This is a genomic window from Pseudomonas sp. R151218B TE3479, assembly GCF_053629195.1.
Map to the genome: position 1 here is coordinate 4,484,754 of NZ_JBRJHV010000001.1, position 23,350 is coordinate 4,508,103.

Consider the following 23,350-nt stretch of genomic DNA (forward strand, 5'->3'; position numbering starts at 1 on the left):
TTCATCGCGGATACAATCAGTCGTCACGACCCATCAGGCCGAACAGCTGCAGAAGGCTGACGAACAGGTTGTAGATCGATACATACAGGCTGACAGTCGCCATGATGTAGTTGCGCTCGCCGCCGTGGATGATGGCGCTGGTCTGATACAAGATGCAGACCGACGAGAACAGCACGAAGCCGGCGCTGATCGCCAGTTGCAGACCGCTGATCTGGAAGAAGAAGCTGGCCAGCACGGCCCCCATCAGGACGAAGAAACCTGCGGTGATGAAACCGCCGAGGAAGCTCATGTCCTTGCGGGAAATCAGCACGTAGGCCGACAGCCCACCGAACACCAGCGCGGTCATTGCAAAGGCCGAGCTGACCACTTCGGCGCCGCCCTGCATTTGCAGGTAGCGATTGAGGATCGGGCCGAGCAGGAAGCCCATGAAGCCGGTCAGGGCGAAAGCCGACACCAGGCCCCAGGCCGAATCACGGAGTTTGTTGGTGAGGAAGAAAAGGCCATAGAAACCGATCAGCACCACGAAGATATTCGGGTAACCGACCCGCATCTGTTGTGCGACGTAGGCCATCACACCGCTGAAAGCGAGTGTGAGTGCCAGCAGGCCATAAGTGTTGCGCAGGACGCGGCTAACCTCTAGCTGCTCAGCCTGCACGCTGTTGTTCACTGCGTAATCCTGTTCGCGCATGGCGACACTCCTCCGGTTTTGAAACATTCAGTGGCAAGGATCATAACAGACGCTCTGTAACAAGCTACGTAGAGAGTTTGACAGTGTGTTTCATTCGGGTATTATGGCGCCCGCAACGCAATACGGAGGTGTGGCCGAGTGGTTTAAGGCAACGGTCTTGAAAACCGTCGACTGTAACAGGTCCATGAGTTCGAATCCCATCGCCTCCGCCATCTTCTAACGTTAAAGCCCTGATTATTCAGGGCTTTTTCGTGTCCGGCATTCAGAATACCTATTGCAGCTTCAGCATTGGACATCGCTATGGCAAACCCCGCCCCGCCACACAAGGAAAGAAAAGTGACCAGCAAAACCATCGGTTCCGTCGTTGCTGCAATCATCGGCATCGTCTTGTTGTGCGTGCTGTTCGGCAGTTGGTACACAGTCGACGAGACCGAGCGCGGCGTGTTGCTGCGCAATGGGGCGCTGGTCGGGGTGGTTGAACCGGGATTGTCCTTCAAGACGCCTTTCATCGAATCGGTACGCATGATCAGCGTCCAGAGCCAAGTCACCGCTTACGAAGACCTGCAGGCCTACAGCAAGGATCAACAATCCGCCCAGCTCAAGGTGTCCGTGTCCTGGCATATCGCCCCTTCCGATGTAGCGAAGGTCTATACCCAGTTCAAGGATCTTGAAGGCATCCGCGACCGGATGATCAGCCGCCAGGTGCCGACCCAGGTTGAAAACGTCTTTGGCAGGTTCAACGCCGTGGCTGCCGTGCAGAACCGCGTCCAGCTGGTCAACGATATTTCCACAGCCATCAAGGCCACCATTACCGGGCCCGTGATCATCGACAGCGTCCAGGTCGAAAACATCGATTTCAGCGATGCCTACGAAAAAGCCATCGAAGCGCGCATGGCCGCTGAAGTCCAGGTCAAGACCCGCGAACAACAACTCGCCACCGAGCAGGTCCAGGCGCAGATCCGGGTGACTCAGGCCCAGGCGGAAGCCGATTCGCAAGTGGCCCAGGCCAAGGCAGACGCACTGGCAACCGAGCTGCGCGGCAAAGCCGAAGCCGAGGCCATCAAGGCGCGGGCCCAGGCCCTGGCCAGCAACCAGAACCTGGTGGAGCTGACCAAGGCCGAACGCTGGAATGGCGTGCTGCCCACCACCGTGCTGCCGAACAGCGCCCTGCCCTTCATTGACATCAAGTAACCCCCTGGCGCGGCCTCCCCGGCCGCGCACGCTCCATCCCGGAGCGCCCCGAGCAAGCGTCGCTCTTCTCTAGCGCTACACTGCCAATGAACCCAATGTTCATCGTCAGCAGGGAGCTCAACGTGTACCCAGGCAAAAGCAGACCGACACGCCCCACCGTACGACGATTACCTTGCCTCCCCTTCGGCTCATGCCTTGAGCAACTCCCTCCCCTCGGCAGTTCACCGACGCATTCGATAAGCACCCTGGACAGGAGAGTAGCGTGACCACTCTTATCAAAAAATATAAATGGCCCGCCCTGTTGGCCGTCGCGCTTATTGTGTTTTCCGCGCTGATATTCTTTTTGATCAAGTCATACACGTACGACTCATCGACCTACTTCGAGTCCCGCGACTTCATTCGTCAACTTAAACAGTCCGATGCGAACTGGAACGGCAAGATCCTGAGGAAAAAGATCGGCATCAACAACAACCTCTCACTGGCCCCGCCCCCGGAGGCCGACAGTCGCTGGCAGCAGTTGGAACGACTCAACAACTCCGGCCCCTTGGCGGCGCTTTGGGCGTCCCGGCGCAAGGGTTATGTGGATGCCGTCAACAACAAGACCTTGCTGGTGGAGCAATTCGAACAACACAACGCCCAACTGCGCACGTCCCTGGATGCGCTGCCGCAGGCCGAAGATCAGATTCAAACGCTGCTCAAGGACATGCATATCGAAAGCCCCATGGAGCGCCTGACCGCAGCGTCCAATGTGCTTGAGTTGACCCTGACAACACTGGAGTTCGGGCTTTATGTCACGGCGGACAAAGCCCAGGAAATACAAGGCAAGTTAACTGAGCTGGAGCCTTACATTCACCAGTTGCCCGCCACCTCTCAGGCGCCCTTCATCAGCCTCATCCAACACGTCAAGACCATTGTCCAGGAGCAACCGGTGGTCAATGACCTGCTTGATCGCATCAGCGTCATTCCGGTTGCCCAGGAACTGGATAACATCAATGAGCTGTTGAATGAGACACAGCGCAGGACCGCCGCGACCGACCGTCAATACCACATCTACCTGGCCGTGTGCGCCAGCCTGATGGCCTTGTTGATGATCTACCTGGCGGTGCGCCTGGTTCGCAGCTATGCCGTGATCAATCAGATCAACCAAGCGTTGCAATCGTCCAACGAACGCCTGGAAGAGCGCGTGCAGGAACGTACCCGTGAGTTGATGGAAGCCGAACGCGAACTGGTGGATGCGGCCCGAATGGCGGGCATGGCCGAAATCGCGACGAATGTGTTGCACAACGTCGGCAATGTGCTCAACAGCGTCAATATTTCCGCCGAGCTGGTGACCCGCAAGTTGAGGAGCAGCAAGACGCTCGGACTCACGAAAGCGGTCAACATGATGAACGAACATGCCGAGGATCTTGGCCGGTTCATTACCCTTGATGAAAAAGGCCGGTTGCTGCCGCGCTATTTCAATGAGTTGGTCGACTCCATTGCCGCCGAACAGAAACTGCTGATCGATGAATTGGCACAGTTGACCAAGAGCATCGATCACATCAAGGAAATCGTCACGACTCAACAGACTTACGCAGGTGCCGCCAGGCTGATCGAACCGCTCAATGTCAGCGACCTGTTCGAAGATGCGCTGCGCATGAACTCGGGCGCCCTGAGCCGGCATCACGTCACGGTCATCAAGGATTTCCAGGACGTACCCGCGATCATGGGGGACAAGCACAGGTTATTGCTGATCTTGATCAACTTGATCAGCAACGCCAAATTCGCCATGTCGCACATCAGCGAACATCCGCGCGAAATGACCCTGGGGATCCGTATCCTCGACGAAACCAAGCTGTGCTTGAGCGTCCAGGACCGCGGAGAAGGCATTTTCCCCGGAGAACCTGGCGCGCATCTTCAACCATGGTTTCACCACCCGCAAGGACGGTCATGGCTTTGGCCTGCACAGCTGCGCCCTGGCGGCGGTTGAAATGAACGGCCGCCTCCATGTCCATAGCGACGGCCCCGGGCAAGGTGCCCTTTTTACCCTGGAGATTCCGTTGGAGTTGGCGCGCGCCTGATCAGCGAAGGATGCAGGCTGACCCACCGAGATCGCGAGCAAGCTCGCTCCCACAGTTTTCCCGGGTGAGCATCAAGAGTGTGCCCACCAGAGATCTCCTGTGGGAGCGAGCTTGCTCGCGATGGCGGTATGGCTGTCACCCGGATTTTGAATGTACTGACAGCATCGCGAGCAGGCTCGCTCCCGCCTATTTCGTGTTCCCAGGCCGGCCGCTACGGCTTCTCCGGGTCGGCAAGGCGGCCGCGTAGGCTAGCGCTTCCTCGCGGGAAGCAAAGGAGCCCAAGCGGTCTGCCTGGGTACAGACTCGCCATGGGCCGCTGTTTACGCTGAGCACGTCGTAACCGTTGATGTGCATTTTCGTCATCATCGCAGTACTCATGATCACCTCCGACTTTAACAAGGGTGCATCGCCTACCATACACGCTGATTACCCGCGGGTGCCGACCGGACGTCGCGACGCCGACTGCACCCGTGATGCCATCAGTGGGAATCCGAATCCCACAACCAGTCCCACAATCCCGGCAAATGGACGGGCTCTGCGCTGCGATCGACCGTCCGGGCCAAGGCCGCTCGCTCCAATGCCTGATGGTCATCATAGAACGGCCTGGCGGCGGTCCTCATGCCGGTCGCCTTGGCGCTGTCGAGCAGGATCTGCAGGTATTCGCGGGCATGCCGGGCGGTATAACGATTGATGTCGTGAAAGGTCACCACCACCGGGATGACCCCATCCACCGCCGGCAACTGCCCGGCGGCGATGCGCTCGCGCACCTCGGAGAGTTGTCGGGTCAGGTTGATCCGCCGCCGAGGGCTCATCGTGATGCCCCAGACCTTGCCGTCATTGGCGCTCAGGTCGGTCAACAAAATGTGCAGGCCATGTTGCCGGTAGGCAGCTGCGGTACGCCTGTCGAAACTCCAGAAAGGAGGCCTGACCAGGGACGGTGCCGCGCCGGTCATGGCGGCAATATCACTCCCGCCGCGGGTGAGCGATTGTTCCAGCTCATCAGGGCTCAGGAACCGATGATTGGTGTGCCAGTAGGTCGCCGTATGGAAACCCAGCACATGGCCTTCCTGCTGCTGACGACGCATCACCGAGCGGCCGATATCACTGCCGCCGGCCCGCGGCCCGCGTGTCTGTAGAAAAAACACGGCCTTGATGCCGGGCTGTATCGGGTTGTCTGCGAGTGCGTCCAGCACCTCCAGGCTAGGGTTCCAGATAGACGAGGCGCTGGGACCGTCATCGAATGTCAGCAGGAAACGGATCGGGGGTTGTTCGTGCAAGCGTTGTTCAGTTTGTGGCGTCAGTTCGATGGGAGCGCCAATGCATCCCGATAAACCGATGGCGAGGGCTGCGATGGACAGGACCCCGGCGATTTTTTTCATGTTTTGCCTTTAGTTGATGCTGCGTTGCTTCGCCTTTGATCCCTGGCCGACGGTGTTGAAGCCCACCTTGGAGAAGGGTAACCGGGTTTGGTTCCTTGCAGTAAATAATGGCCGTTCGCAAAATCTGTTATCGCCCCCGTGCTTGAGCTTGAGCGTTATTAATTGACCGTCTGGAAATTCGATGGAATTTTCCCAATGCCTTTGCATCCATCCGTATAGGACTATATTAGGGAGGATTTATGGGCGGGCCATCGCTTTACATCATTGACTACATACTCCATGGCGAACCCAAGTCATTCATTATTCGCGCAGAAGTGATGAATAACTCCGAGGCTTGGCATTGGGCCAGTTGCGACGCGGGAGTCGGGCGCATACCGAAATTCGGCAGGGAGAAGGTCAAACGAGTTTCCAAGCCCCTGGCGGAAAAATACGGCATTACCGATGTCCGCTGGCGGGCGAGCGTCGCGCCGACCTGGGTCAAGGAGTCCGGCTGAAATAACGTGTACCGCTTCCGGCGCGCCGGTTGTCTGGCCGGGCGCCGGATTCTTCGACAGATCCGAAATAACTCAACTACGCTTAAACCACAGCATGACCCGCCCCTGGCGGGTTTCGTGCTGCCTCATCAACCCTGAATGGAGGTGTGACATGTCCGAAAAAGAGTCCATCACCACCCTGCTCACCCTGCTGGAATCGCGTCAGGCCAGGCTCACGGCAGCCTGCAAGGAAATCGCCGACTGGGTCGACCACCAAGGTGGACACCCTACCGCGGTGCGTATCCGCGACCGGCTCAACGACATAGACAAAGACGCTCCGTCGATCCAGCACGCGCTGACGTCACTCAAGCCCGCTGAGCGGCCGCTGCCCAAGTTCCGCTGACACGCTACGTCAGGGTTCCCCTTGAGTTCTACCGGTTGGAAAACTGATGGAACGCGGACATTTTTTGCGCCTCGAAATCCATAGGCACCGGTGCAAAAGCCGCAAAGGGAGAATCACATGAATGCCAGAATCCTGCTATTGATCGCTTGTGCGAGCCCCGCCGCCGTCATGGCCCAGGGCTGCGACGTCATCACCCAATCCCAGAGCCAGTCGGTTCCGGTGATCGAAAGCCATAGCTGCTACGAATACAAGGGCATGCCCGCCGAAACCCTGGATTGGTCTTGCAGCAATGAAAGCAAGGGAACGCTCAGCACCCAAAAGCGTAAAGTCGAGCGTTGTGCCGAGGGATATGTGGCGACCTGCCAGGCCAGGCTGACCCAGGAAGCGTTGGCCAACCCGCGCTCGACCAGCAAAGACAAGCAGGTGAATCAGCCAACCTTCCCGATAATGCCAAAGTGACCTGGTATTACTACAGTGTCGAGCAGCTACAGCAGGCCCAGGAAGACTGCGAAAACACTGGCGGCGAGTGGAAAAACCAGTGACAGGCCGGCGCACGTGCGGCGCAGCTTGTTCGTTCCTAGCCCTTGCTGTGTTCCGGTGACGATGGCCCCTCTTTGATGCCACGGGGCCCGGCTACGCCCCAGATGACCAGCCCCAACACCGGCAGGATGATCAGCAGCAGCGCCCAACCGGCCTTGGTCCCGGCCGACTTGTCGCTTCGAAAGACACTGACAATCGCCCAGAGATCCACGAGCAGCAAAAGCACCGCGACAGCGATCCAGAAGTAACTGGCTAATTCAGACATGGCCTAATCCTCTTGTCGGTCCCAAGAATTAGGCACAGCCGTTCAAGCGCCGTTCAAAGAATTTTCGCCCATGGTGCGTGGATGGCTGCTACCCCCGCTCATTCAGATAGGCGACCCACCGCTCATAGGCTTCATGTTGACGCTGAACCGCCTCATCCCAAGTCGATCCGCTCATTTGATGGACACATATGAGCTTCATCATTTCCGCTGTTGCCGTATCGAGCTCCACCAGGAGTTCATGGGATTTGATCTTGAAGTCTTCAACGGTGGTCATCTGTCTGTCCTTCCCCCTACCGGGGGCAGCCATTGCACCCAACATGGATTCATTTTTTCGAAGCTGATTCCCTTTGAGGCGATAGCCGGTCGAAAGCCCGGCGCTGACGGTAAGGAAGATCGACGGGAGCGATGACAGACTCAAATGAACTCAGCCTTTCCCATCCCCTCGTGGTCGTACGGACAGGACCCTGAAAAATCGATATTTGAACGAGCGACTGATGCCATGCTCAAATATTGCAGATATATTTCAGTTTAATGACAGTCACGGATCGAACACCACTATGAAAATTCGAGCGACCGTCATCTGCGAAGACAATCGGCACGTGCTGCTGGTTCGCAAAGCCAATAGCCGCTGGACGCTACCCGGCGGTACCGTCGAACGCGGGGAAACCCATGCAGGAGCAGCCATCCGGGAACTGGCGGAGGAAACTGGCCTGGACGTCGAGAACCTGCTCTACCTGATGCGAATCAATGACGGGCAAACCGAGCATCACGTGTTCGAAGCGTCAGTCAGCGACTCGGCGGCGGCCCGGCCACAGAATGAAATCAGCGATTGCCTCTGGCACCCACTGGATGCCATTGCCCAACTGCACATGAAAAAAGGCACGCGGGATATTCTTGAGGCGTTTCGCCGACGGTTGTAATGAGCCGGTACAAGCTGACTTACACCAAATAGGTTGCATGAGAATAATCATGCAACCTATTGTTATATATAAGAAATAATTTTTAGCTAGACGGACTCACTTTTTGTTCCAGGCGGTGCTGATGGGGTTGAGCACGGTGTTCTTTTCCTGCGTGTAGGTCCCGTTCTGCTGCGCTATGGCTTCGCCGGTGTCGACAATCGCGTTCTGGATAAACACGTTTTGTGCATCACCTCGAATAAAGGTGAGCTGGTGATACGCCGTTTTATTACCCCAGTCTGGGGAAGGCAGTGAGATGAACTTCACGGTATAAGTCTCGTCCGTGTGTTGGCCCTGCAGGACGTAGACGCCGTAATGATTTTCTCCTTGAGAAATGATTTTGTATAAACCGTTGCTGTAGTAATAAATTTCCGCATCGGGAAAAGGCTTCTTGTCGTACATTTTCCGATAGTGCAGAACCTGCTTGACGGTCGGCTCGCCAAAGTTCACGGCCAGGGTTTTCCCATCAGCGGATGTTGTCTCCCCAGCGCATACGGCGCTACTGCTCATCAAGGCCAACAGGCTCATCGTTGCGATTGTCTTCACTTCCTACCTCTCCATGGTCAAAGGATTAGCGTATCAGGCGGGACCTGGACGGCAGATAACCGCTTGGCCATTCCACCTTGCTAATCGCAACGCCGAGTGTAGAGGCTTATGCATGGAAGTGCCCGGAGGCCCTACTCCGTTTCTTCGACAGTTTTTCAGAAACTGAAACGAACAAGGGTTTGCATCAGCTTTCGCTCGCAAACCCTTGATTTTAGATGGTGCCCGAAGCCGGAATCGAACCGGCACGCCCTTACGAGCGGGGGATTTTAAGTCCCATGCGTCTACCAGTTTCGCCATTCGGGCGGTAGCGCGGTTAGCCATGAGAACGTCGGCAAAATCCAATGGCCGAAGTCCTGGCTGGTGCAGCAAGAGGGGGAATATATACATCCCTCCCCTGTGAAGCAAGGTAGCTCATGCCCTTTTCAAGACAAAACCTTTCAATGCTTCGAAAATAAAAAAGCTCCGTAAATCATAGATCTACAGAGCTTTTTAAAAGTGGAGGCCGAAGTCGGAATCGAACCGGCGTAGGTGGATTTGCAATCCACTGCATAACCATTTTGCTATTCGGCCTCAAGACGCTTGATGCGATGCAGCCACATCAACCGCGGTACAAACCTGATCAGGAAACAAGCCACTTACTCAGCGCTATCTCCTTGAAAACATTGAGATTTTTTACGTCCCAGTGCGTTCGATGGGCGCAATTATGTACTCATTTGCCTAGACTGACAACCCCTTGATTTCAAAAAAAAATCGTCGAACGGTCAGCTTTCCCCTTCCCCGACCAAACCGGCCAGCGAATACCGGACCGCCCTGGCACACCCTTGAAGTGCAGCGCCATGATTCGCCTCATCGGAAAGCTCGCATGTCGACGGAACAACCGCACCTCCCCCCGGTTCATTCCTTATATCGCCCTTGGAGAATGAGGAAACCATCATGTCTGAACGACCCAAACTGGTTGCGAGCCGGGCAGCGGTGCCGACCCCGTCGCATCCCAATCTCGGCACACCGGAGCGTGCGGTGTCTTTGCTGGCTGGCACGCTATTGATCGCCAATGGACTGCGCCAGGGCGGGCTCCAGGGTTGGCCGCAAGTGCTGTTGGGTGCCTGTGCCGCCTGGCGCGGTTGTTCAGGCACCTGCAGGATCAAGCGCGCACTGACCCACACCCCCTTCGAACAAGCTTTCGAGCAGGATCGAGACTGGGACGGCAGCAAGGTGATCTCTCGCAGCATTACCGTGGGTAAACCAAGGGAAGCGGTCTTCGCGTTCTGTCGCAACCCTGGCAACCTCGGTGCGCTGGTACCCTGGGTCGATGCAATCGAACAGACCGGTGAACGCACCTACCGCTGGGTCGCCCACGGGCCGATGGATAAGACCCTGCATTGCGACATCGAACAAGACGAACCCAAGGACGGCCGCAAGTTGCATTGGACGGCCGCTCCAGGTACACGATTCAAGCATGACATCCAGATGCACTTCAGTGATGCACCGGCCGGCCGAGGCACGCAGCTCAAGGTCATCGTCGCCTGCCAGACACTTCCCAGTGCTGCGGGATATGCACTGGCAGCCGCCCTTTCGAAGTTCTCGGACAAAGCCTTGTTGCACCTGTTGCGCAGCATCAAGCAGCAACTGGAAACCGGTGAGGTGGCCACTCATCGAATGCACGCCCCCGGCACCAAAGACTTCTTGTTCGTCCACCCGGCCACCGATACCCCTCAAACACCGACCCACCAGCCGTCCACTGGAGGTAACGCCTGATGCGCGCATTGACTTGGCAAGGCCCGAACAAGCTACAAGTTGAAACTGTCGATGACCCGTCCATTATCAACCCCCGCGACGCTATCGTCCGGGTGAAGATGTCGTCGGTGTGTGGGTCAGACCTGCATCTGCTGGGAGGCTACGTACCGACCATGCAGGCCGGCGATATCATTGGCCATGAATTCATGGGTGAAGTCGTGGAGATTGGTTCAGCCGTCAGTTCATTGCGCAAAGGCGACCGGGTCGTCACGGTGTCGATCCTGGGTTGCGGCGAGTGCGAACATTGCAGGCGCTCGGATTTTTCCTGCTGCGACAACTCCAACCCCAATCCCGGCGCCACGGATATCGCCTACGGCCAACCGGCGTGCGGGATTATCGGCTACAGCCATGCGTTTGGCGGCTATGCAGGCAGTCATGCGACCTATATTCGTGTGCCGTTTGCCGACGTCAACCTGTTCAAGATTCCCGAAGGCATTCGCGACGAGCAGGCGGTATTCGTCTCAGATGCGGTGCCCACCGGTTACTTCGCCGCCGATAACGCCAATATCCAACGGGGCGATACCGTGGCGGTATGGGGGTGCGGCGGGGTCGGGTTGATGGCGATGTCCAGTGCCTATTTGCTGGGGGCCGAACGGGTGATTGCCATCGACCGTCTGCCTGATCGCTTGCAACTGGCCGAAGAAAAGACCGGCGCCATCGCCCTCAACTATGAGACCACGGACGTGCATGCCGCCTTGCTGGAACTCACCGGCGGCCGGGGCCCGGATCGCTGCATCGACTGTGTGGGCATGGAGGCCCATGGTACAGAGGTCGATTATCTCTACGACAAGACCAAGCAGATGCTGCGCCTGCACACCGAACGCGGGACGGTGCTGCGCCAGTCGATCCGAGCCTGTCGCAAAGGCGGCACGGTCTCGGTGGTCGGCGTCTATGGCGGTCTGCTGGACAAATTTCCCATGGGTGCCATCGTCAATAAAGCCTTGACCTTGCGCTCCGGCCAACAGCCCGGACAGCGTTACGTGGGACGATTGTTCGAGCACATCCAGAAAGGTGAGCTGGACCCCTCCTATCTGCTGACCCATCCAATGGGGCTCGAACAGTCGGTGGAAGGTTATGCAATGTTCAAGGAGAAGACACAGAATTGTGTCCGGGCAGTGTTTCGGCCAGAGTGATTGCGGTGTTTGCAGGGCTGCGCACTCACCACCAGTCGCAGCCCTGCACCATTATGGGTAACATACCGGCCTTCCCGCAGCCCTTCTGCGACCTGCCAAGTAAGCCCATTCCATGCCTTTCGAACTCAGCGTTGACCTCACTACCCTCGCTATCCTTGCCGTTGTCGCTTTCATTGCCGGCTTCATCGATGCCATCGCCGGTGGCGGCGGGCTGCTGACCACGCCGGCGCTGCTCACCGCAGGTTTGCCGCCTCATCTGGTCCTGGGGACCAACAAACTCAGCTCGACCTTCGGCTCGGCAACAGCCAGCTTCACCTTCTACAAGCGCAAGCTGTTCCACCCGAGGCAATGGACCCACGCCCTCGTCGGTACACTGGTCGGAGCCCTGACCGGTGCCATCGTCGCCCATTACCTGCCTGCCGAGTGGCTGAACAAGATGCTGCCAGTGATCGTCTTCGCCTGCGGCCTGTACCTGTTGTTTGGCGGCACGCCCAAGGCGCCGCTGGACAGCGACGCACCGATCAAGAAAACATGGCAGTCGCCCCAGGGTTTCAGCCTGGGGTTCTATGACGGCGTGGCCGGGCCGGGTACTGGTGCGTTCTGGACGGTCAGCAGCCTGCTGCTCTACCCCATCGACCTGGTGAAGGCCAGTGGCGTGGCGCGCAGCATGAATTTCGTCAGCAACATCGCGGCGCTGTCGGTGTTCATCTTTTCCGGACAGGTGGACTGGGTGATCGGCCTGAGCATGGGCCTGTCGGTGATGATCGGCGCGTTCTTCGGCGCTCGCACCGCCATCAGCGGCGGCGCGAAGTTCATCCGACCGGTGTTCATTACGGTGGTGCTGGGTTTGACCGTGCGCCTAGCCTGGCAACACTGGTTCAGCGTGGCCTAAGCGCCGCGCCACATAAAGGTCGATCAGGTAACGAGCGATCGAGCGCGAGGCCGGCAACGGTGGCAGGTCGTGGACGTTGAACCATTGAGCGTCCTCGATTTCATCTTCCTGGGGCACAATGTCGCCGCCGGCATATTCAGCGTGAAAACCCAGCATCATCGAATGGGGGAATGGCCAGCACTGGCTGCCCATGTACTGGATGTTCTTCACCTCGATACTGACTTCTTCGCGTACCTCCCGCACCAGGCAATCCTCGGCTGACTCGCCGGGCTCGGCAAACCCCGCCAGGGTGCTGTAGACGCCCGTGAGGAAACGCGGCGAACGGGCCAGCAGGACTTCATCGCCGCGGGTAATCAACACGATCATGCTCGGTGAAATCCGCGGGTAGTGGCGCAGGTCACAGGCGTCGCAATACATCGCCCGCTCCAACGGAATCTGGCTCATGCGCTTGCCGCAACTGCCACAGAAGCGATGCTCCCGGGCCCAGGTGCCGATTTGCGCCGCATAACTCAACACCTTGTACAGCGTGTGGTCGCCCTCGAGCATGAACGCCCGCAGGCCTTTCCAGCTGCAGCCAGGAATGTCCAGTGGGCTGTGCAACTCCAACAGGTAGACCGGCTCGCCATCCAGGTGACCGATGCCGTGTTCGGCGAGGATCGACAGGTCTTGGCGCTTGAGCCACTCGCGGGGGAACAGCGCGCCGTTGTCGTCGAACAGAAAGCCTTCCGGGCTACGGGCCACGGCCCAGCCGCCAGGAAGATCGGTATCGAGTACTGCGGTGGTCCAGCGTGAAATCATGGTCAGTCAATCCAGAAATTCGGGTTTCTGTTTGCTCATATGGGCGGCCATGGCCACGCGCAGGTCGGTCGATTGCAGCATGGCGGCGTTCCAGGTGGCGACGTACTCCAGGCCGTCGTCGATGCGGTGGTCGCGCATGTAGCTGATCATTGCCTTGGTGCCGGTCACAGCAATCGGCGACTTGGCGGCGATTTCCCGGGCAATGCCCATCACGCCGTCGAGCAGGCTGGCGGTGTCGCTGTAGACACGATTGACCAGGCCGATGCTGCGCGCTTCTTCGGCACCGAAGGTGCGCCCCGTATAAGCGAGTTCACGCAGCATGCCGTCCCCGATGATCCGGGGCAAGCGTTGCAATGTGCCAACATCGGCAGCCATGCCGATATCGATTTCCTTGATGGAGAACTGGGCGTCCTCGGTGGCATAACGCATGTCGCACGCGGCGATCAGGTCAATGGCCCCACCCAGGCAATAGCCTTGAATGGCCGCGAGCACAGGCTTGCGGCAATTGTCCACGGCGTTGAAAGAGGCTTGCAGTTGCAGGATCTTGCGCCGCAACAGCCGTGCATTGCGTCCCACGTCCTTGCCCAGCTCGTTGGCCACACCGGCCAGCATCATCAGGTCGATGCCGGAGGAAAAATGCTTGCCAGCACCGCTGAGCACAACCACCCGCGCCTCATCGGTGTCGTCGACCCATTGGAAGATCTCGATGATCTCGCGCCAGAACGCAGCGTTCATCGCATTGATCTTTTCCGGGCGATTGATCTGCACATGGGCGATGTTGTCGGCGAGTTCGACGTTGAACGCTTGGTATTGCGACATGGCAGTGATCCTTTACTGGCTGAAAAGAGGCCTGAACTATAACAAGCCATCGCGACAGGACGTAGGCAGTGCATCGGCCAAAAGCGGGACTTGCGTACCGCAAGATTCATTGTGGGAGCCGAGCTTGCTCGCGATGACGGCTGAACATTCAATATTGATGCAAGCTGACCCACCGCCATCGCGAGCAAGCTCGGCTCCCACAGGGGGCATCGATGTGTGATTACTCGCGCGCCTCCATTTGCCCATCCCAACCACCGCCCAACGCCGCAATCAATTGGACGCTGGCAATCAACCGGCTCTGTTGCAGGCTCAGCATGCTGCGCTCGTTGCTCAACGCGGTGGCCTGGACGGTGACCACGTCGAGGTAGGCGATCAATCCGGCCCGGTATTGGTTCTGCGTCAGGCGCAGGGATTCCCGGGCGGCGTCCAGGGCTTCCTGGCGCACGCGGGCTTCGTCTTCCAGCACCTTGAGCTGGATCATGTAGTTTTCCACTTCGCGCAAGCCATCAAGCACGGTCTGGCGATAGGTGGCGACGGTCTGGTCGTAGGCCGCGACGGTGCGATCGACTTCCGCCGAACGCTGGCCGCCATCGAACAGCGTCATCGCCAGTTGCGGCCCTACCGACCAGAAGCGGTTCGGCACGCTCACCCAGTTGTCATAGGTACTGCTGCTGTAACCGCCGCTCAGGCTCAGCGTCAGGTCCGGGTAATACGCGGCCTTGGCGACGCCGATGTTGGCATTGGCGGCCATCACCGAGCGCTCTGCCGAGGCGATATCCGGCCGGCGCTCGAGCAGTTGCGAGGGCAGCGCCACTGGGATCTGCGGCAGTGTTGGGATGTCCTGGACCTCGGCCAGGTTGAATTCCGCCGGCGGCAGGCCGATGAGCACGGCGATGGCGTTTTCGAACTGGGCTCGCTGCCAGATCAGGTCGATCAGGTCGCCCTGGGTGGTCTTGAGCTGGTTTTGCGCCTGGGCCACCGCGTCCTTGCCGGAGACCCCGGCACGGTACTGGTTTTCGGTCATTTTCAGCGAGCGCTGATAGTTGTCGACGGTGGTTTGCAGCAAACGCTTCTGTTCATCGATCACCCGCAACTGCAAGTAGTTCTGCACCAGTTCCGACTGCTGGCTCAGGCGCATCGCCGCCAGGTCGGCGAAACTGGCTTGCGCGCTCGCCTCGTCGGCCTCCAGGGTGCGGCGCAACTTGCCCCACACGTCTGCCTCCCAGCTGACGCCGGCCTGGGCGCTGTAGGTGTCGCGAATGCCACTGGACGAACTGCTCAAGCTCGAACTGCTGCTGCCGGTGCCCTGGCTGGAGCGCGTCTTGCCAACGCTCAGGTCCACCGTAGGGAAAAACGCGCCACGGGCATTGCGCACCAGTGCCCGGGCCTGCCGGTACTGGGCTTCGGCCTGGGCCACGGTCTGGTTGGAGGCGTTGAGCTTGTCCACCAGGCCATTGAGTTGCGTATCGCCGTAGAGCTCCCACCAGGCGCCCCGGGCCAGCGCATCGCTGGGGTTGGCCTGGCGCCAGCCCTGGGCCTCCTTGTACTGCACCGGGGCGGCCGCCTCGGGGCGCTGGTAATCCGGACCGACGGCGCAGGCGCTGAGCATCGCCACGCACAGCACCAGGCTCAGTACCCGCGAGCCACGGGCGGTCGCCAGCGTTGCGGCAAGATTGAAAGGCGAACGGTCGGTCATAGCGGAGTTTCCAGGGCAGCATCGGTGCGCACGCCACGCCAGCGGTTGAAGCGATGGCGCAGCTTGTCGAGATAAAGGTAAACCACCGGCGTGGTATAGAGCGTCAGCACTTGGCTGAACACCAGCCCACCGATGATGGTCAGGCCCAGCGGCTGGCGCATTTCCGCGCCTTCGGCGGTGCCGAGCAGCAGTGGCAGGGCACCCAGGATCGCCGCCAGCGTGGTCATCAGGATGGGCCGCAACCGCAGCAGGCAAGCGCTGCGGATCGATTCCAGTGGCGTCTGCCCGGCACGTTCCAGTTGCAGCGCCAGATCGATCATCAGGATGGCGTTTTTCTTCACCACGCCGATCAGCAGGAACAGCCCCAACAGCGAGATCAGGCTGAACTCGCCGCCCAGGGCATAGATCGACAGCAACGCACCGACCCCGGCCGATGGCAAGGTGGACAGGATGGTCAGCGGATGAATATAGCTTTCGTACAGCACACCCAGCACCAGGTACACCGCCAGCAACGCGCCGAGGATCATGAACGGCTGGCTCTTCTGGGTGGCGGCGAACGCGTCGGCGGTACCGGCCATTTTCGCGATGACATCCTCGGGGATCCCGAGCTTGGCAATCGCCCGCTCGATAGCCGCGGTGCCCTGCTCCACCGTGACGCCTTCGGCCATGTCGAAGGAAATGCCCTCGGAAGCGAACTGGCCTTCATGGCTGACACGGTCGTCCTCCAGGCTGTTTTCATAATGGGCAATGGCCGACAGCGGCACCCGCGCGCCGTCGGCGGTGATCACCTGGACCTGCTCGAGGGTGCTCGGGTCCTGGGCATACTTGGGATTGACCTCCATCACCACCTGATACTGGTTGAGGCTGTCGTAGATGGTGGAAATCTGCCGCTGGCTGTAGGCGTTGTTGAGTACCGCGGTGACCATGTCCATGTCGATGCCCAGGCGTTTGGCCTGGTCGCGGTCCACCACCAGCGTCACCTGCTGCGCCCCGCCACCGTCGCGGGCGTCGATGGCGGTCAGCTCCGGCAAGGCCCGGAAGGCCGCCACGACCTTGGGGTACCAGGTGCGCAGTGACGCCAGGTCGGCACTTTGCAGGATGTAGGAGTACTGTGAAGTGGTCTGCTCGCGACCGCCACCGAATTGCAGGTCCTGGTCGGCCATCAACATCAATTGACCGCCGGGGACCTTGGGCATTTCCTTGCGCAGGCGCTCGATGACTTTCTGCGCGGAAATCCCACGCTCCTTGATCGGTTTGAGACGCACCAGCATGAAGGCATTGTTGGTGCCGTTGTTGCCACCGATGAAACCGGCGACGCTCTGCACCGCCTCGTCCTTGAGCACGGCACGACGGAAGGTTTCCATCTTGGGCTGCATCACATTGAACGACAGCCCGTCGTCGCCACGCACGAAACCGATCAGTTGGCCGGTGTCCTGCTGTGGCATGAAGGTTTTCGGCACCACCACATACAACGCGACGTTCACGCCGATGGTCACCAGCAGGCTCAGCAAGGTCAGGCGCCGATGGCGCAGCACCCAGTCCAGGCTGGTGGCGTAACCACGGACCATCCGCTCGTTGAGCCCCTGGCTCCAGCGCTGCAAGCGGTTTTCCCGCCCCGGTACGTGAGGCTTGAGCCAGCGGGCGCAGAGCATCGGCGTGAGGGTCAGCGAGACCACCAGCGAAACCACGATGGAGGCCGCCAGGGTGATGGAAAACTCACGGAACAGACTTTCGATGATGCCGCCCATGAACAGGATCGACAGGAACACCGCCACCAGCGAGACGTTCATCGACAGCAATGTAAAGCCGACTTCTTCGGCCCCCAGGTAGGCGGCTTTCATCGGTGGCACGCCTTCGTCGATGTGCCGGGAAATGTTCTCCAGCACCACAATGGCGTCGTCCACCACCAACCCGGTCGCCAGGATCAACGCCATCAGCGACAGGTTGTTCAAGGAGAAACCGTACAGGTACATCACCGCGAACGTCCCCACCAGCGACACCGGTACCGCCAGGGTCGGGATCAGGGAGGCGCGGAAGTTGCCGAGGAACAGGAACACGACCAGCACCACCAGGGCCACGGCGATCAGCAAGGTCATTTCCGCTTCATGCAGGGTGGCCTTGATCACCGGCGAACGGTCCATCGCCAGGTTCAGCTTGACGCTGGCCGGCAGCACCGCCTGCAACGCCGGCAGTTGCGCCTTGATCTCGTTGACCGTCTCGATGATGTTGGCCCCGGCCTGGCGGTTGATCACCAGCAGCACGGCGGCGTCGTTGTTGAAGAAACCGCTGTTGTAGCGGTCCTCGACGCTGTCGGTGACTTTCGCCACGTCCTTGAGCCGCAGCACCGAGCCGTCCTGGTAGCGGATAATCAGCGTTTCGTAGTCCTTGGCCTTCTCCAACTGGTCATTGGCCTGCACCTGCCACATGCGCCGGTCGTCCTCCACCGAGCCCTTGGGCCGGCGTACGTTGCTGTCGGCGATGGCGGTGCGCACATCGTCCAGGGCCACGCCGTACTGATTGAGCAGCTGTGGCTCCAGTTCGATGCGTACCGCTGGCAACGAGCTGCCGCCGATCTGCACCTCGCCGACGCCCGACACCTGGGACAGGCTCTGGGACAGGATGGTGGACGCCAGGTCGTAGAGCTGGCCTTTTTCCAACACATCCGAGGTCAGCGACAGCACCATGATCGGTGCCTGGGACGGGTTGACCTTCTTGTAGGTGGGCATGCTGCGCATGCCGCTAGGCAACAGGTTGCGCGACGCATTGATGGCTGCCTGCACTTCCCGGGCGGCACCGTTGATGTCGCGGTCCAGGTCGAATTGCAGGATGACTCGCGTAGAACCCTGGCTGGAACGGCTGCTCATGGTGTTGACCCCGGCAATAGCGCCGAAGGAACGCTCAAGGGGCGTTGCCACTGTCGAAGCCATCACCTCGGGACTGGCCCCTGGCAGGTTGGCCTGGACCACGATGACCGGGAAATCCATTTGCGGCAGCGGCGAAACCGGCAGCAGGCCGAAGCACACGCCACCGAGCAGCATGATGGCGAAACTCAGGAGCATGGTCGCCACGGGGCGGCGGATGAAGGGGCCGGAGAGGTTCATCGGCCACCGCTCCGAGCTTCAGACCAAAGACCGAAAAGAATGACCGGGCTTTTGTGGCGAGGGGATTTATCCCCGCTGGGCTGCGTAGCGGCCCCTTTTATGAGCGCTGCGCACTCAAGCGGGGATAAATCCCCTCGCCACAAAAAGCGCGCTTGCCCCAAGCTCTCCGGCGCAGGGTCCAGCCGGAAGCTCCCGACCGTCATACCCGCACCTCTTTCCCTTCCGGCTTGGCAAAGCGGCGGCCCAGGCGATCGAAATACAGGTAGATCACCGGCGTGGTGAACAACGTCAGGACCTGGCTCACCAACAACCCACCCACCATAACCAATCCCAGGGGCTGGCGCAGTTCGGCGCCGGAACCGGTGGCGAACATCAGCGGTATGGCACCGAACAACGCCGCCAGGGTGGTCATCAGGATCGGGCGGAAGCGCAGCAACGCCGCCTGGTAGATCGCCGTCTGCGGGTCCATGCCCTGGTTGCGTTCGGCGTCGAGGGCGAAGTCGATCATCATGATCGCGTTCTTCTTGACGATGCCGATCAGCAGGATGATGCCGATGATCGCGATCATGCCCAGGTCATTGCCGCTGAGGATCAACGCCAGCAAGGCGCCGATGGCCGCCGAGGGCAAGGTGGAAAGGATGGTGATCGGATGGATGTAGCTTTCGTACAGCACACCCAGGACGATGTACATGGTCACCACCGCCGCCAGGATCAGCAGCAAGGTACTCGACAAAGACGCCTGGAACGCCTGGGCCGCGCCTTGGAATTCGGTCTGCACGCCCACCGGCATGCCAATGTCCTGCTGGACCTTTTCGATCACCTCCACCGCGTGCCCCAAGGCCACGCCCGGCGCGAGGTTGAACGACATCATCACCGCTGGAAACTGGCCAATGTGGGCAATCGCCAATTGCGCCTGGCGCTCTTCGACCCGGGCCAGGCTCGACAACCGCACCTGCCCGCCATCGGTGGTCTTGACGTGGATCTGGTCCAGCGCCTGCGGCCCGAGCCGTTCTCCAGACTGGGCCTGCAACACCACGCGGTACTGGCTGGCCTGAGTGTAGATGGTGGAGATCTGCCGCTGGCCGAAGGCGTCATACAGCGCATCGGTGATGTTCGACACCGAGACGCCCAGGCGTGAAGCCGCGTCGCGGTCGATCACCAAGTAGACCTGCAAGCCCTTGTCCTGCAGGTCGCTGGCCACGTCGGTCAGCTCCGGCTGGCGGCCCAGGGCCTCGACCAGCCGACCGCTCCAGAGGCTGAGCAACTCGGCGTCCGGCGAGGACAGGCTGAACTGGTACTGGGTACGGCTGACCCGGTCTTCGATGGTCAGGTCCTGCACCGGCTGCATGAACAGGCGAATGCCCACCAGTCGATCCAGCTGTGGCTGCAAGCGGGCAATGATCTCGGTGGCGCTGTCATCCCGTTCGCTGTGGGGCTTGAGGTTGATCAGCAGGCGACCGCTGTTGAGCGTAGCGTTGTCGCCGTCCACGCCGATATAGGACGACAGGCTCTGCACCGCCGGGTCGGCAAGGATCACCTTGGCCAACTGCTGCTGGCGCTCGCTCATGGCGGCAAAGGAGATCGATTGCGGCGCCTCGGAAATGCCCTGGATCACCCCGGTGTCCTGCACCGGGAAAAAGCCCTTGGGCACGGCCAGGTACAGCACGACCGTCAGCACCAGGCTGCCCACCGCCACCAGCAGGGTCAGTGGCTGATGCTTGAGCACCCACTGCAACTTGCGCCCGTAGGCAGCGATCAACCAGTCGATCCAGGCGCCGCTGGCGCGGTAGAAACGGCCCTGCTCTGCTTCCTTGGGCTCACGCTTGAGCAAGCGGGCACACATCATCGGCGTCAGGGTCAGGGACACCACCAGGGAAATGAGGATCGCCACCGCCAGGGTAATGGCGAACTCGCGGAACAAGCGCCCGACCACATCGGCCATGAACAACAGCGGGATCAGCACGGCGATCAACGACAGCGTCAGGGAAATCAGGGTGAAGCCGATCTGCTTGGCGCCCTTGAGCGCGGCCTGCAACGGGCTGTCGCCCTCCTCGATGAAGCGGGCGATGTTCTCCAGCATGACAATGGCATCGTCCACCACGAAGCCGGTGGCGATGGTCAGGGCCATCAGGGTCAGGTTATTGATGGAGAAACCGGCCAGGTACATCACGCCGAAGGTGCCGATCAACGACAACGGCACGGCCACCGACGGGATGATCGTGGCACTGACGCGACGCAGGAACAAAAACGTCACCATGACCACCAGGGCGATGGCGATCAGCAACTCATGTTGCACGTCGGTGACCGAGGCGCGGATGGTCTGGGTACGGTCGGTCAGCACGGTGACGTCCAGGCCGGCCGGCAGGTTGTCGGTGATGCTTGGCAGCAAGGCCTTGATCCGGTCCACCACCTCGATGACATTGGCCCCCGGCTGGCGCTGGATGTTCAACAGCACGGCCTGGTTTTCGTTGGCCCAGGCGGCAAGGCGTTCGTTTTCGGCACCGTCGACGATCTGTGCCACGTCCTTGAGCCGCAACGGCGCGCCATTGGCGTAGGCCAGGATCAGCTCGGCGTAGTCCTTGGGCGAGGTCAACTGGTCGTTGGCATCGAGCATCGAGACCCGGGTCGGGCCGTCGAAGTTGCCCTTGGGCTGGTTGACGTTGGAAGCACCGATCAGCGTGCGCACATCCGCCAGGTTCAGGCCGTTGGCCGCCAGGGCTTCGGGGTTGACCTTGATTCGCACGGCCTGGCGCTGACCACCGGCGATGGTGACCATGCCGACGCCGCTGATCTGGGCGATTTTCTGCGCCATGCGGGTGTCCACCAAGTCATTGAGCTTGGGCAGCAGCATGGTCTTGGAGGTGATCGCCAGGGTCAGCACCGGGGTGTCGGCTGGGTTGACCTTGTTGTACACCGGCGGAGCCGGCAGATCCTTGGGCAGCAAATTGGTGGCCGCATTGATCGCGGCCTGCACCTGCTGCTCGGCGACATCCATATTGATGTCCAGGTTGAAGCGCAGGGTAATCACCGACGCGCCGCCGGAACTGGTGGAAGCCATTTGCGTCAGGCCCGGCATCTGCCCGAACTGCCGCTCAAGGGGCGCGGTGACCGCACTGGTCATCACATCGGGACTGGCGCCCGGGTACAGGGTCATCACGCGGATGGTCGGGTAATCGACCTGGGGCAATGCCGACACCGGCAGCAACCGGTAGGCGATCAGGCCGGCCAGGATGATCGCCAGCATGCTCAGGGTGGTGGCGACCGGGCGAAGGATGAACAGCCGCGAGAGATTCATGCGCCGCCCTTGTTCGCCTTTTCGGCCTCAGCCGGCCCAGGCACTGCCGCAGACTTGCCCTGCAAGTGCTCGGTCGGCGTGGTGGGCACGTCCTGGCTGTCGTTGACCACCTCCACTTCGCTGCCTTCCTTCAGGCGATCGGTGCCTTCGAGCACCACCCGGTCGCCAGCGGCCAGGCCTTCGGTGACTACGGTGTTCGTGCCGTCGCTGGCCCCGATCTTCAGCTTCTTGATGGTGACCTTCTTGTCGCCCTCCAGGGCGTAGACGAAAGTGCCATTGGTGCCGAACTGGATGGCCGCCGTCGGCGCCAGGACCACGCCTTTGAGGGTGTCGGCCAGCAGATGGACGTTGACGAACTGATTGGGGAACAGCGACTGGTCGCGGTTCTCGTAGCGGGCCTTGAACTTCAAGGTGCCGGTGGTGACATCGATCTGGTTGTCCAGGCTTTGCAACACGCCACTGGCCTGGCGCTTCTCGTCGCCACGGTCCCAGGCTTCGACGGGCAGCTTTGCCCCGCTGCGGTAACGGGCGAGCACCGTGTCGAGGGTGTTCTCCGGCAAGGTGAACACGACGCTGATGGGTTGAGTCTGGGTAATGACTGCCAGGGCCGTGGTGTCGTTGGCCGCCACCAGATTGCCGATGTCCAGTTGGCGCAAGCCCACGCGGCCGGCAATCGGCGCGCGGATCTTGGTGAATTCCAGATTGAGCTTGGCATCGTTGACCGCCGCCTGGTTGGTCTTGACCGTGCCCTGGTACTGGCCCACCAGCGCGGCGGCGGTGTCGAGGGTCTGCTTGGCAATACTGTCTTCGGCATACAGGCCACGGTACCGCTCAAGGTCGACCTGGGCATTTTTCAGTTGGGCCTGGTTCTGCAACAACGTGCCTTCGGCCTGGAGCAAGGCGTTCTGGTACGGGCGTGGGTCGATCTCGGCCAGCAAGTCCCCAGCCTTGACCATTTGTCCCTCTTCGAAGGCGATCTTGACCAGTTCGCCACCCACGCGGCTGCGCACGTTGATGGTATTGAGGGCCGTGACCGTGCCCAGCGCCTTGAAGTACAACGGGAAATCTCCGGTCACCGCCGGCGCTACACGCACCGGGATCGGCCCCGTCGCCCCACCGAACCCCGGCCGCATGCCACCCGAGCGTCCCACGTGCCCCGCCGCGGTCTGGTCCCCTGCCCCCGGCTTCTGGGCCGAACCACTGGGCCAGAACTTCCAGGCCAGCGCCGCGACGACCAACAGGACGAACAGACCGAACAGCCAACGACGGGAATTGCGGGAAACAGAGGATTGCATGGAGTGATCAACCATTGGGCGCGTGG

Annotated in this window: 19 protein-coding genes, 3 tRNA genes and 2 pseudogenes; 10 read left to right on the forward strand and 14 right to left on the reverse strand. The window is 60.3% G+C overall.

Translation table 11 applies throughout. From position 1 onward, the window contains the following. Positions 1-16: 16 nt before the first annotated feature. Positions 17-688, reverse strand: coding sequence for a Bax inhibitor-1/YccA family protein (locus AB7M32_RS19175; protein ID WP_025213780.1), 672 nt, complete (start codon positions 686-688; stop codon positions 17-19). A gap of 124 nt (positions 689-812) precedes the next feature. Here AB7M32_RS19175 and AB7M32_RS19180 point away from each other — a divergent pair. The 3 genes and pseudogenes from AB7M32_RS19180 (at position 813) to AB7M32_RS19190 (ending at position 3,939) form a co-directional block, all read left to right on the forward strand. After that, positions 813-900 (forward strand) — tRNA-Ser (locus tag AB7M32_RS19180). Between the two features lie 124 nt (positions 901-1,024). After that, positions 1,025-1,879 carry an SPFH domain-containing protein gene (locus AB7M32_RS19185; RefSeq protein ID WP_454250973.1) on the forward strand — a complete coding sequence of 285 codons (855 nt, stop codon included), beginning with the start codon at positions 1,025-1,027 and terminating at the stop codon, positions 1,877-1,879. Positions 1,880-2,141: 262 nt separating this feature from the next. Then, positions 2,142-3,939 (forward strand): annotated as a pseudogene (locus AB7M32_RS19190) (DAHL domain-containing protein). 186 nt (positions 3,940-4,125) lie between these two features. Here the strand turns inward: AB7M32_RS19190 and AB7M32_RS19195 are convergent. After that, a complete protein-coding gene (locus AB7M32_RS19195; protein ID WP_072405740.1) occupies positions 4,126-4,317 on the reverse strand; it encodes a DUF2188 domain-containing protein in 192 nt (63 codons plus the stop codon). Between the two features lie 101 nt (positions 4,318-4,418). After that, entirely contained in the window at positions 4,419-5,318 is a 900-nt protein-coding gene (locus AB7M32_RS19200) for a polysaccharide deacetylase family protein (protein ID WP_454250974.1), read from the reverse strand. Between the two features lie 239 nt (positions 5,319-5,557). On the opposite strand from AB7M32_RS19200, the gene AB7M32_RS19205 reads away from it, so the two are divergent. The 3 genes and pseudogenes from AB7M32_RS19205 (at position 5,558) to AB7M32_RS19215 (ending at position 6,736) form a co-directional block, all read left to right on the forward strand. Further along, positions 5,558-5,812 carry a DUF6555 family protein gene (locus AB7M32_RS19205; protein WP_060742222.1) on the forward strand — a complete coding sequence of 85 codons (255 nt, stop codon included), beginning with the start codon at positions 5,558-5,560 and terminating at the stop codon, positions 5,810-5,812. A gap of 151 nt (positions 5,813-5,963) precedes the next feature. Continuing rightward, on the forward strand, positions 5,964-6,194 hold the full coding sequence (locus AB7M32_RS19210) for a hypothetical protein (protein ID WP_454250975.1): 231 nt from the start codon (positions 5,964-5,966) through the stop codon (positions 6,192-6,194). Positions 6,195-6,311: 117 nt separating this feature from the next. After that, positions 6,312-6,736, forward strand: a pseudogene (locus tag AB7M32_RS19215) (hypothetical protein). Positions 6,737-6,771: 35 nt separating this feature from the next. Here AB7M32_RS19215 and AB7M32_RS19220 read toward each other — a convergent pair. Beyond that, complete coding sequence (locus tag AB7M32_RS19220; RefSeq protein WP_042731642.1) at positions 6,772-6,999, reverse strand: PLD nuclease N-terminal domain-containing protein; 228 nt, start codon at positions 6,997-6,999, stop codon at positions 6,772-6,774. 88 nt (positions 7,000-7,087) lie between these two features. Further along, positions 7,088-7,273 (reverse strand): hypothetical protein, encoded by a 186-nt coding sequence (locus tag AB7M32_RS19225; RefSeq protein ID WP_060742221.1) that lies wholly within the window; start codon positions 7,271-7,273, stop codon positions 7,088-7,090. A 283-nt stretch (positions 7,274-7,556) separates the two neighbouring features. Here AB7M32_RS19225 and AB7M32_RS19230 point away from each other — a divergent pair, with 283 nt between their 5' ends. Further along, entirely contained in the window at positions 7,557-7,919 is a 363-nt protein-coding gene (locus AB7M32_RS19230) for an NUDIX hydrolase (protein WP_454250976.1), read from the forward strand. A gap of 96 nt (positions 7,920-8,015) precedes the next feature. Here AB7M32_RS19230 and AB7M32_RS19235 read toward each other — a convergent pair whose 3' ends face one another. From AB7M32_RS19235 to AB7M32_RS19245, 3 genes are all read right to left on the reverse strand, one after another. Beyond that, a complete protein-coding gene (locus tag AB7M32_RS19235) occupies positions 8,016-8,483 on the reverse strand; it encodes a hypothetical protein (RefSeq protein WP_454252171.1) in 468 nt (155 codons plus the stop codon). A gap of 234 nt (positions 8,484-8,717) precedes the next feature. After that, positions 8,718-8,804, reverse strand: a tRNA-Leu gene (locus AB7M32_RS19240). A gap of 193 nt (positions 8,805-8,997) precedes the next feature. Further along, positions 8,998-9,071: transfer RNA gene (locus AB7M32_RS19245), tRNA-Cys, on the reverse strand. 363 nt (positions 9,072-9,434) lie between these two features. Between AB7M32_RS19245 and AB7M32_RS19250 the strand changes: the two genes are divergently transcribed. The 3 genes from AB7M32_RS19250 to AB7M32_RS19260 all read left to right on the forward strand — a co-directional run bounded on the left by AB7M32_RS19250 (position 9,435) and on the right by AB7M32_RS19260 (position 12,320). Beyond that, the gene (locus tag AB7M32_RS19250) at positions 9,435-10,256 is read left to right on the forward strand and encodes an SRPBCC family protein (RefSeq protein WP_454250977.1); all 822 of its coding nucleotides are present in this window, start codon (positions 9,435-9,437) and stop codon (positions 10,254-10,256) included. Continuing rightward, positions 10,256-11,428: a zinc-dependent alcohol dehydrogenase gene (locus tag AB7M32_RS19255; protein ID WP_454250978.1), complete on the forward strand. Its 1,173-nt coding sequence runs from the start codon at positions 10,256-10,258 to the stop codon at positions 11,426-11,428. Before AB7M32_RS19250 ends, AB7M32_RS19255 begins: the two co-directional genes overlap by 1 nt. Positions 11,429-11,540: 112 nt before the next feature. Then, entirely contained in the window at positions 11,541-12,320 is a 780-nt protein-coding gene (locus AB7M32_RS19260) for a TSUP family transporter (protein ID WP_092143641.1), read from the forward strand. Here the strand turns inward: AB7M32_RS19260 and nudC are convergent. The 6 genes from nudC to AB7M32_RS19290 all read right to left on the reverse strand — a co-directional run bounded on the left by nudC (position 12,288) and on the right by AB7M32_RS19290 (position 23,339). Then, entirely contained in the window at positions 12,288-13,118 is an 831-nt protein-coding gene (nudC, locus tag AB7M32_RS19265) for an NAD(+) diphosphatase (protein WP_454250979.1), read from the reverse strand. The genes AB7M32_RS19260 and nudC overlap by 33 nt on opposite strands. Before the next feature lie 6 nt (positions 13,119-13,124). Then, entirely contained in the window at positions 13,125-13,937 is an 813-nt protein-coding gene (locus AB7M32_RS19270; protein ID WP_454250980.1) for a crotonase/enoyl-CoA hydratase family protein, read from the reverse strand. 220 nt (positions 13,938-14,157) lie between these two features. Further along, positions 14,158-15,633 carry an efflux transporter outer membrane subunit gene (locus AB7M32_RS19275; RefSeq protein WP_454250981.1) on the reverse strand — a complete coding sequence of 492 codons (1,476 nt, stop codon included), beginning with the start codon at positions 15,631-15,633 and terminating at the stop codon, positions 14,158-14,160. Next, on the reverse strand, positions 15,630-18,734 hold the full coding sequence (locus tag AB7M32_RS19280) for an efflux RND transporter permease subunit (RefSeq protein WP_454250982.1): 3,105 nt from the start codon (positions 18,732-18,734) through the stop codon (positions 15,630-15,632). The genes AB7M32_RS19275 and AB7M32_RS19280 overlap by 4 nt, the downstream gene beginning before the upstream one ends. A gap of 199 nt (positions 18,735-18,933) precedes the next feature. Continuing rightward, positions 18,934-22,029 (reverse strand): MdtB/MuxB family multidrug efflux RND transporter permease subunit, encoded by a 3,096-nt coding sequence (locus AB7M32_RS19285; protein ID WP_454250983.1) that lies wholly within the window; start codon positions 22,027-22,029, stop codon positions 18,934-18,936. Continuing rightward, positions 22,026-23,339: an MdtA/MuxA family multidrug efflux RND transporter periplasmic adaptor subunit gene (locus tag AB7M32_RS19290; RefSeq protein WP_454250984.1), complete on the reverse strand. Its 1,314-nt coding sequence runs from the start codon at positions 23,337-23,339 to the stop codon at positions 22,026-22,028. The genes AB7M32_RS19285 and AB7M32_RS19290 overlap by 4 nt, the downstream gene beginning before the upstream one ends. Between the last annotated feature and the right edge of the window lie 11 nt (positions 23,340-23,350).

Excerpts from the sequence above, each read along its gene's own strand:
- AB7M32_RS19175 (WP_025213780.1), bottom strand. The coding sequence starts at position 688 with ATGCGCGAACAGGATTACGCAGTGAACAACAGCGTGCAGGCTGAGCAG.
- AB7M32_RS19195 (WP_072405740.1), bottom strand. The coding sequence starts at position 4,317 with ATGAGTACTGCGATGATGACGAAAATGCACATCAACGGTTACGACGTG.
- AB7M32_RS19200 (WP_454250974.1), bottom strand. The coding sequence starts at position 5,318 with ATGAAAAAAATCGCCGGGGTCCTGTCCATCGCAGCCCTCGCCATCGGT.
- AB7M32_RS19205 (WP_060742222.1), top strand. The coding sequence starts at position 5,558 with ATGGGCGGGCCATCGCTTTACATCATTGACTACATACTCCATGGCGAA.
- AB7M32_RS19210 (WP_454250975.1), top strand. The coding sequence starts at position 5,964 with ATGTCCGAAAAAGAGTCCATCACCACCCTGCTCACCCTGCTGGAATCG.
- AB7M32_RS19220 (WP_042731642.1), bottom strand. The coding sequence starts at position 6,999 with ATGTCTGAATTAGCCAGTTACTTCTGGATCGCTGTCGCGGTGCTTTTG.
- AB7M32_RS19225 (WP_060742221.1), bottom strand. The coding sequence starts at position 7,273 with ATGACCACCGTTGAAGACTTCAAGATCAAATCCCATGAACTCCTGGTG.
- AB7M32_RS19230 (WP_454250976.1), top strand. The coding sequence starts at position 7,557 with ATGAAAATTCGAGCGACCGTCATCTGCGAAGACAATCGGCACGTGCTG.
- AB7M32_RS19235 (WP_454252171.1), bottom strand. The coding sequence starts at position 8,483 with ATGAGCCTGTTGGCCTTGATGAGCAGTAGCGCCGTATGCGCTGGGGAG.
- AB7M32_RS19250 (WP_454250977.1), top strand. The coding sequence starts at position 9,435 with ATGTCTGAACGACCCAAACTGGTTGCGAGCCGGGCAGCGGTGCCGACC.
- AB7M32_RS19255 (WP_454250978.1), top strand. The coding sequence starts at position 10,256 with ATGCGCGCATTGACTTGGCAAGGCCCGAACAAGCTACAAGTTGAAACT.
- AB7M32_RS19260 (WP_092143641.1), top strand. The coding sequence starts at position 11,541 with ATGCCTTTCGAACTCAGCGTTGACCTCACTACCCTCGCTATCCTTGCC.
- nudC (WP_454250979.1), bottom strand. The coding sequence starts at position 13,118 with ATGATTTCACGCTGGACCACCGCAGTACTCGATACCGATCTTCCTGGC.
- AB7M32_RS19270 (WP_454250980.1), bottom strand. The coding sequence starts at position 13,937 with ATGTCGCAATACCAAGCGTTCAACGTCGAACTCGCCGACAACATCGCC.
- AB7M32_RS19275 (WP_454250981.1), bottom strand. The coding sequence starts at position 15,633 with ATGACCGACCGTTCGCCTTTCAATCTTGCCGCAACGCTGGCGACCGCC.
- AB7M32_RS19280 (WP_454250982.1), bottom strand. The coding sequence starts at position 18,734 with ATGAACCTCTCCGGCCCCTTCATCCGCCGCCCCGTGGCGACCATGCTC.
- AB7M32_RS19285 (WP_454250983.1), bottom strand. The coding sequence starts at position 22,029 with ATGAATCTCTCGCGGCTGTTCATCCTTCGCCCGGTCGCCACCACCCTG.
- AB7M32_RS19290 (WP_454250984.1), bottom strand. The coding sequence starts at position 23,339 with ATGGTTGATCACTCCATGCAATCCTCTGTTTCCCGCAATTCCCGTCGT.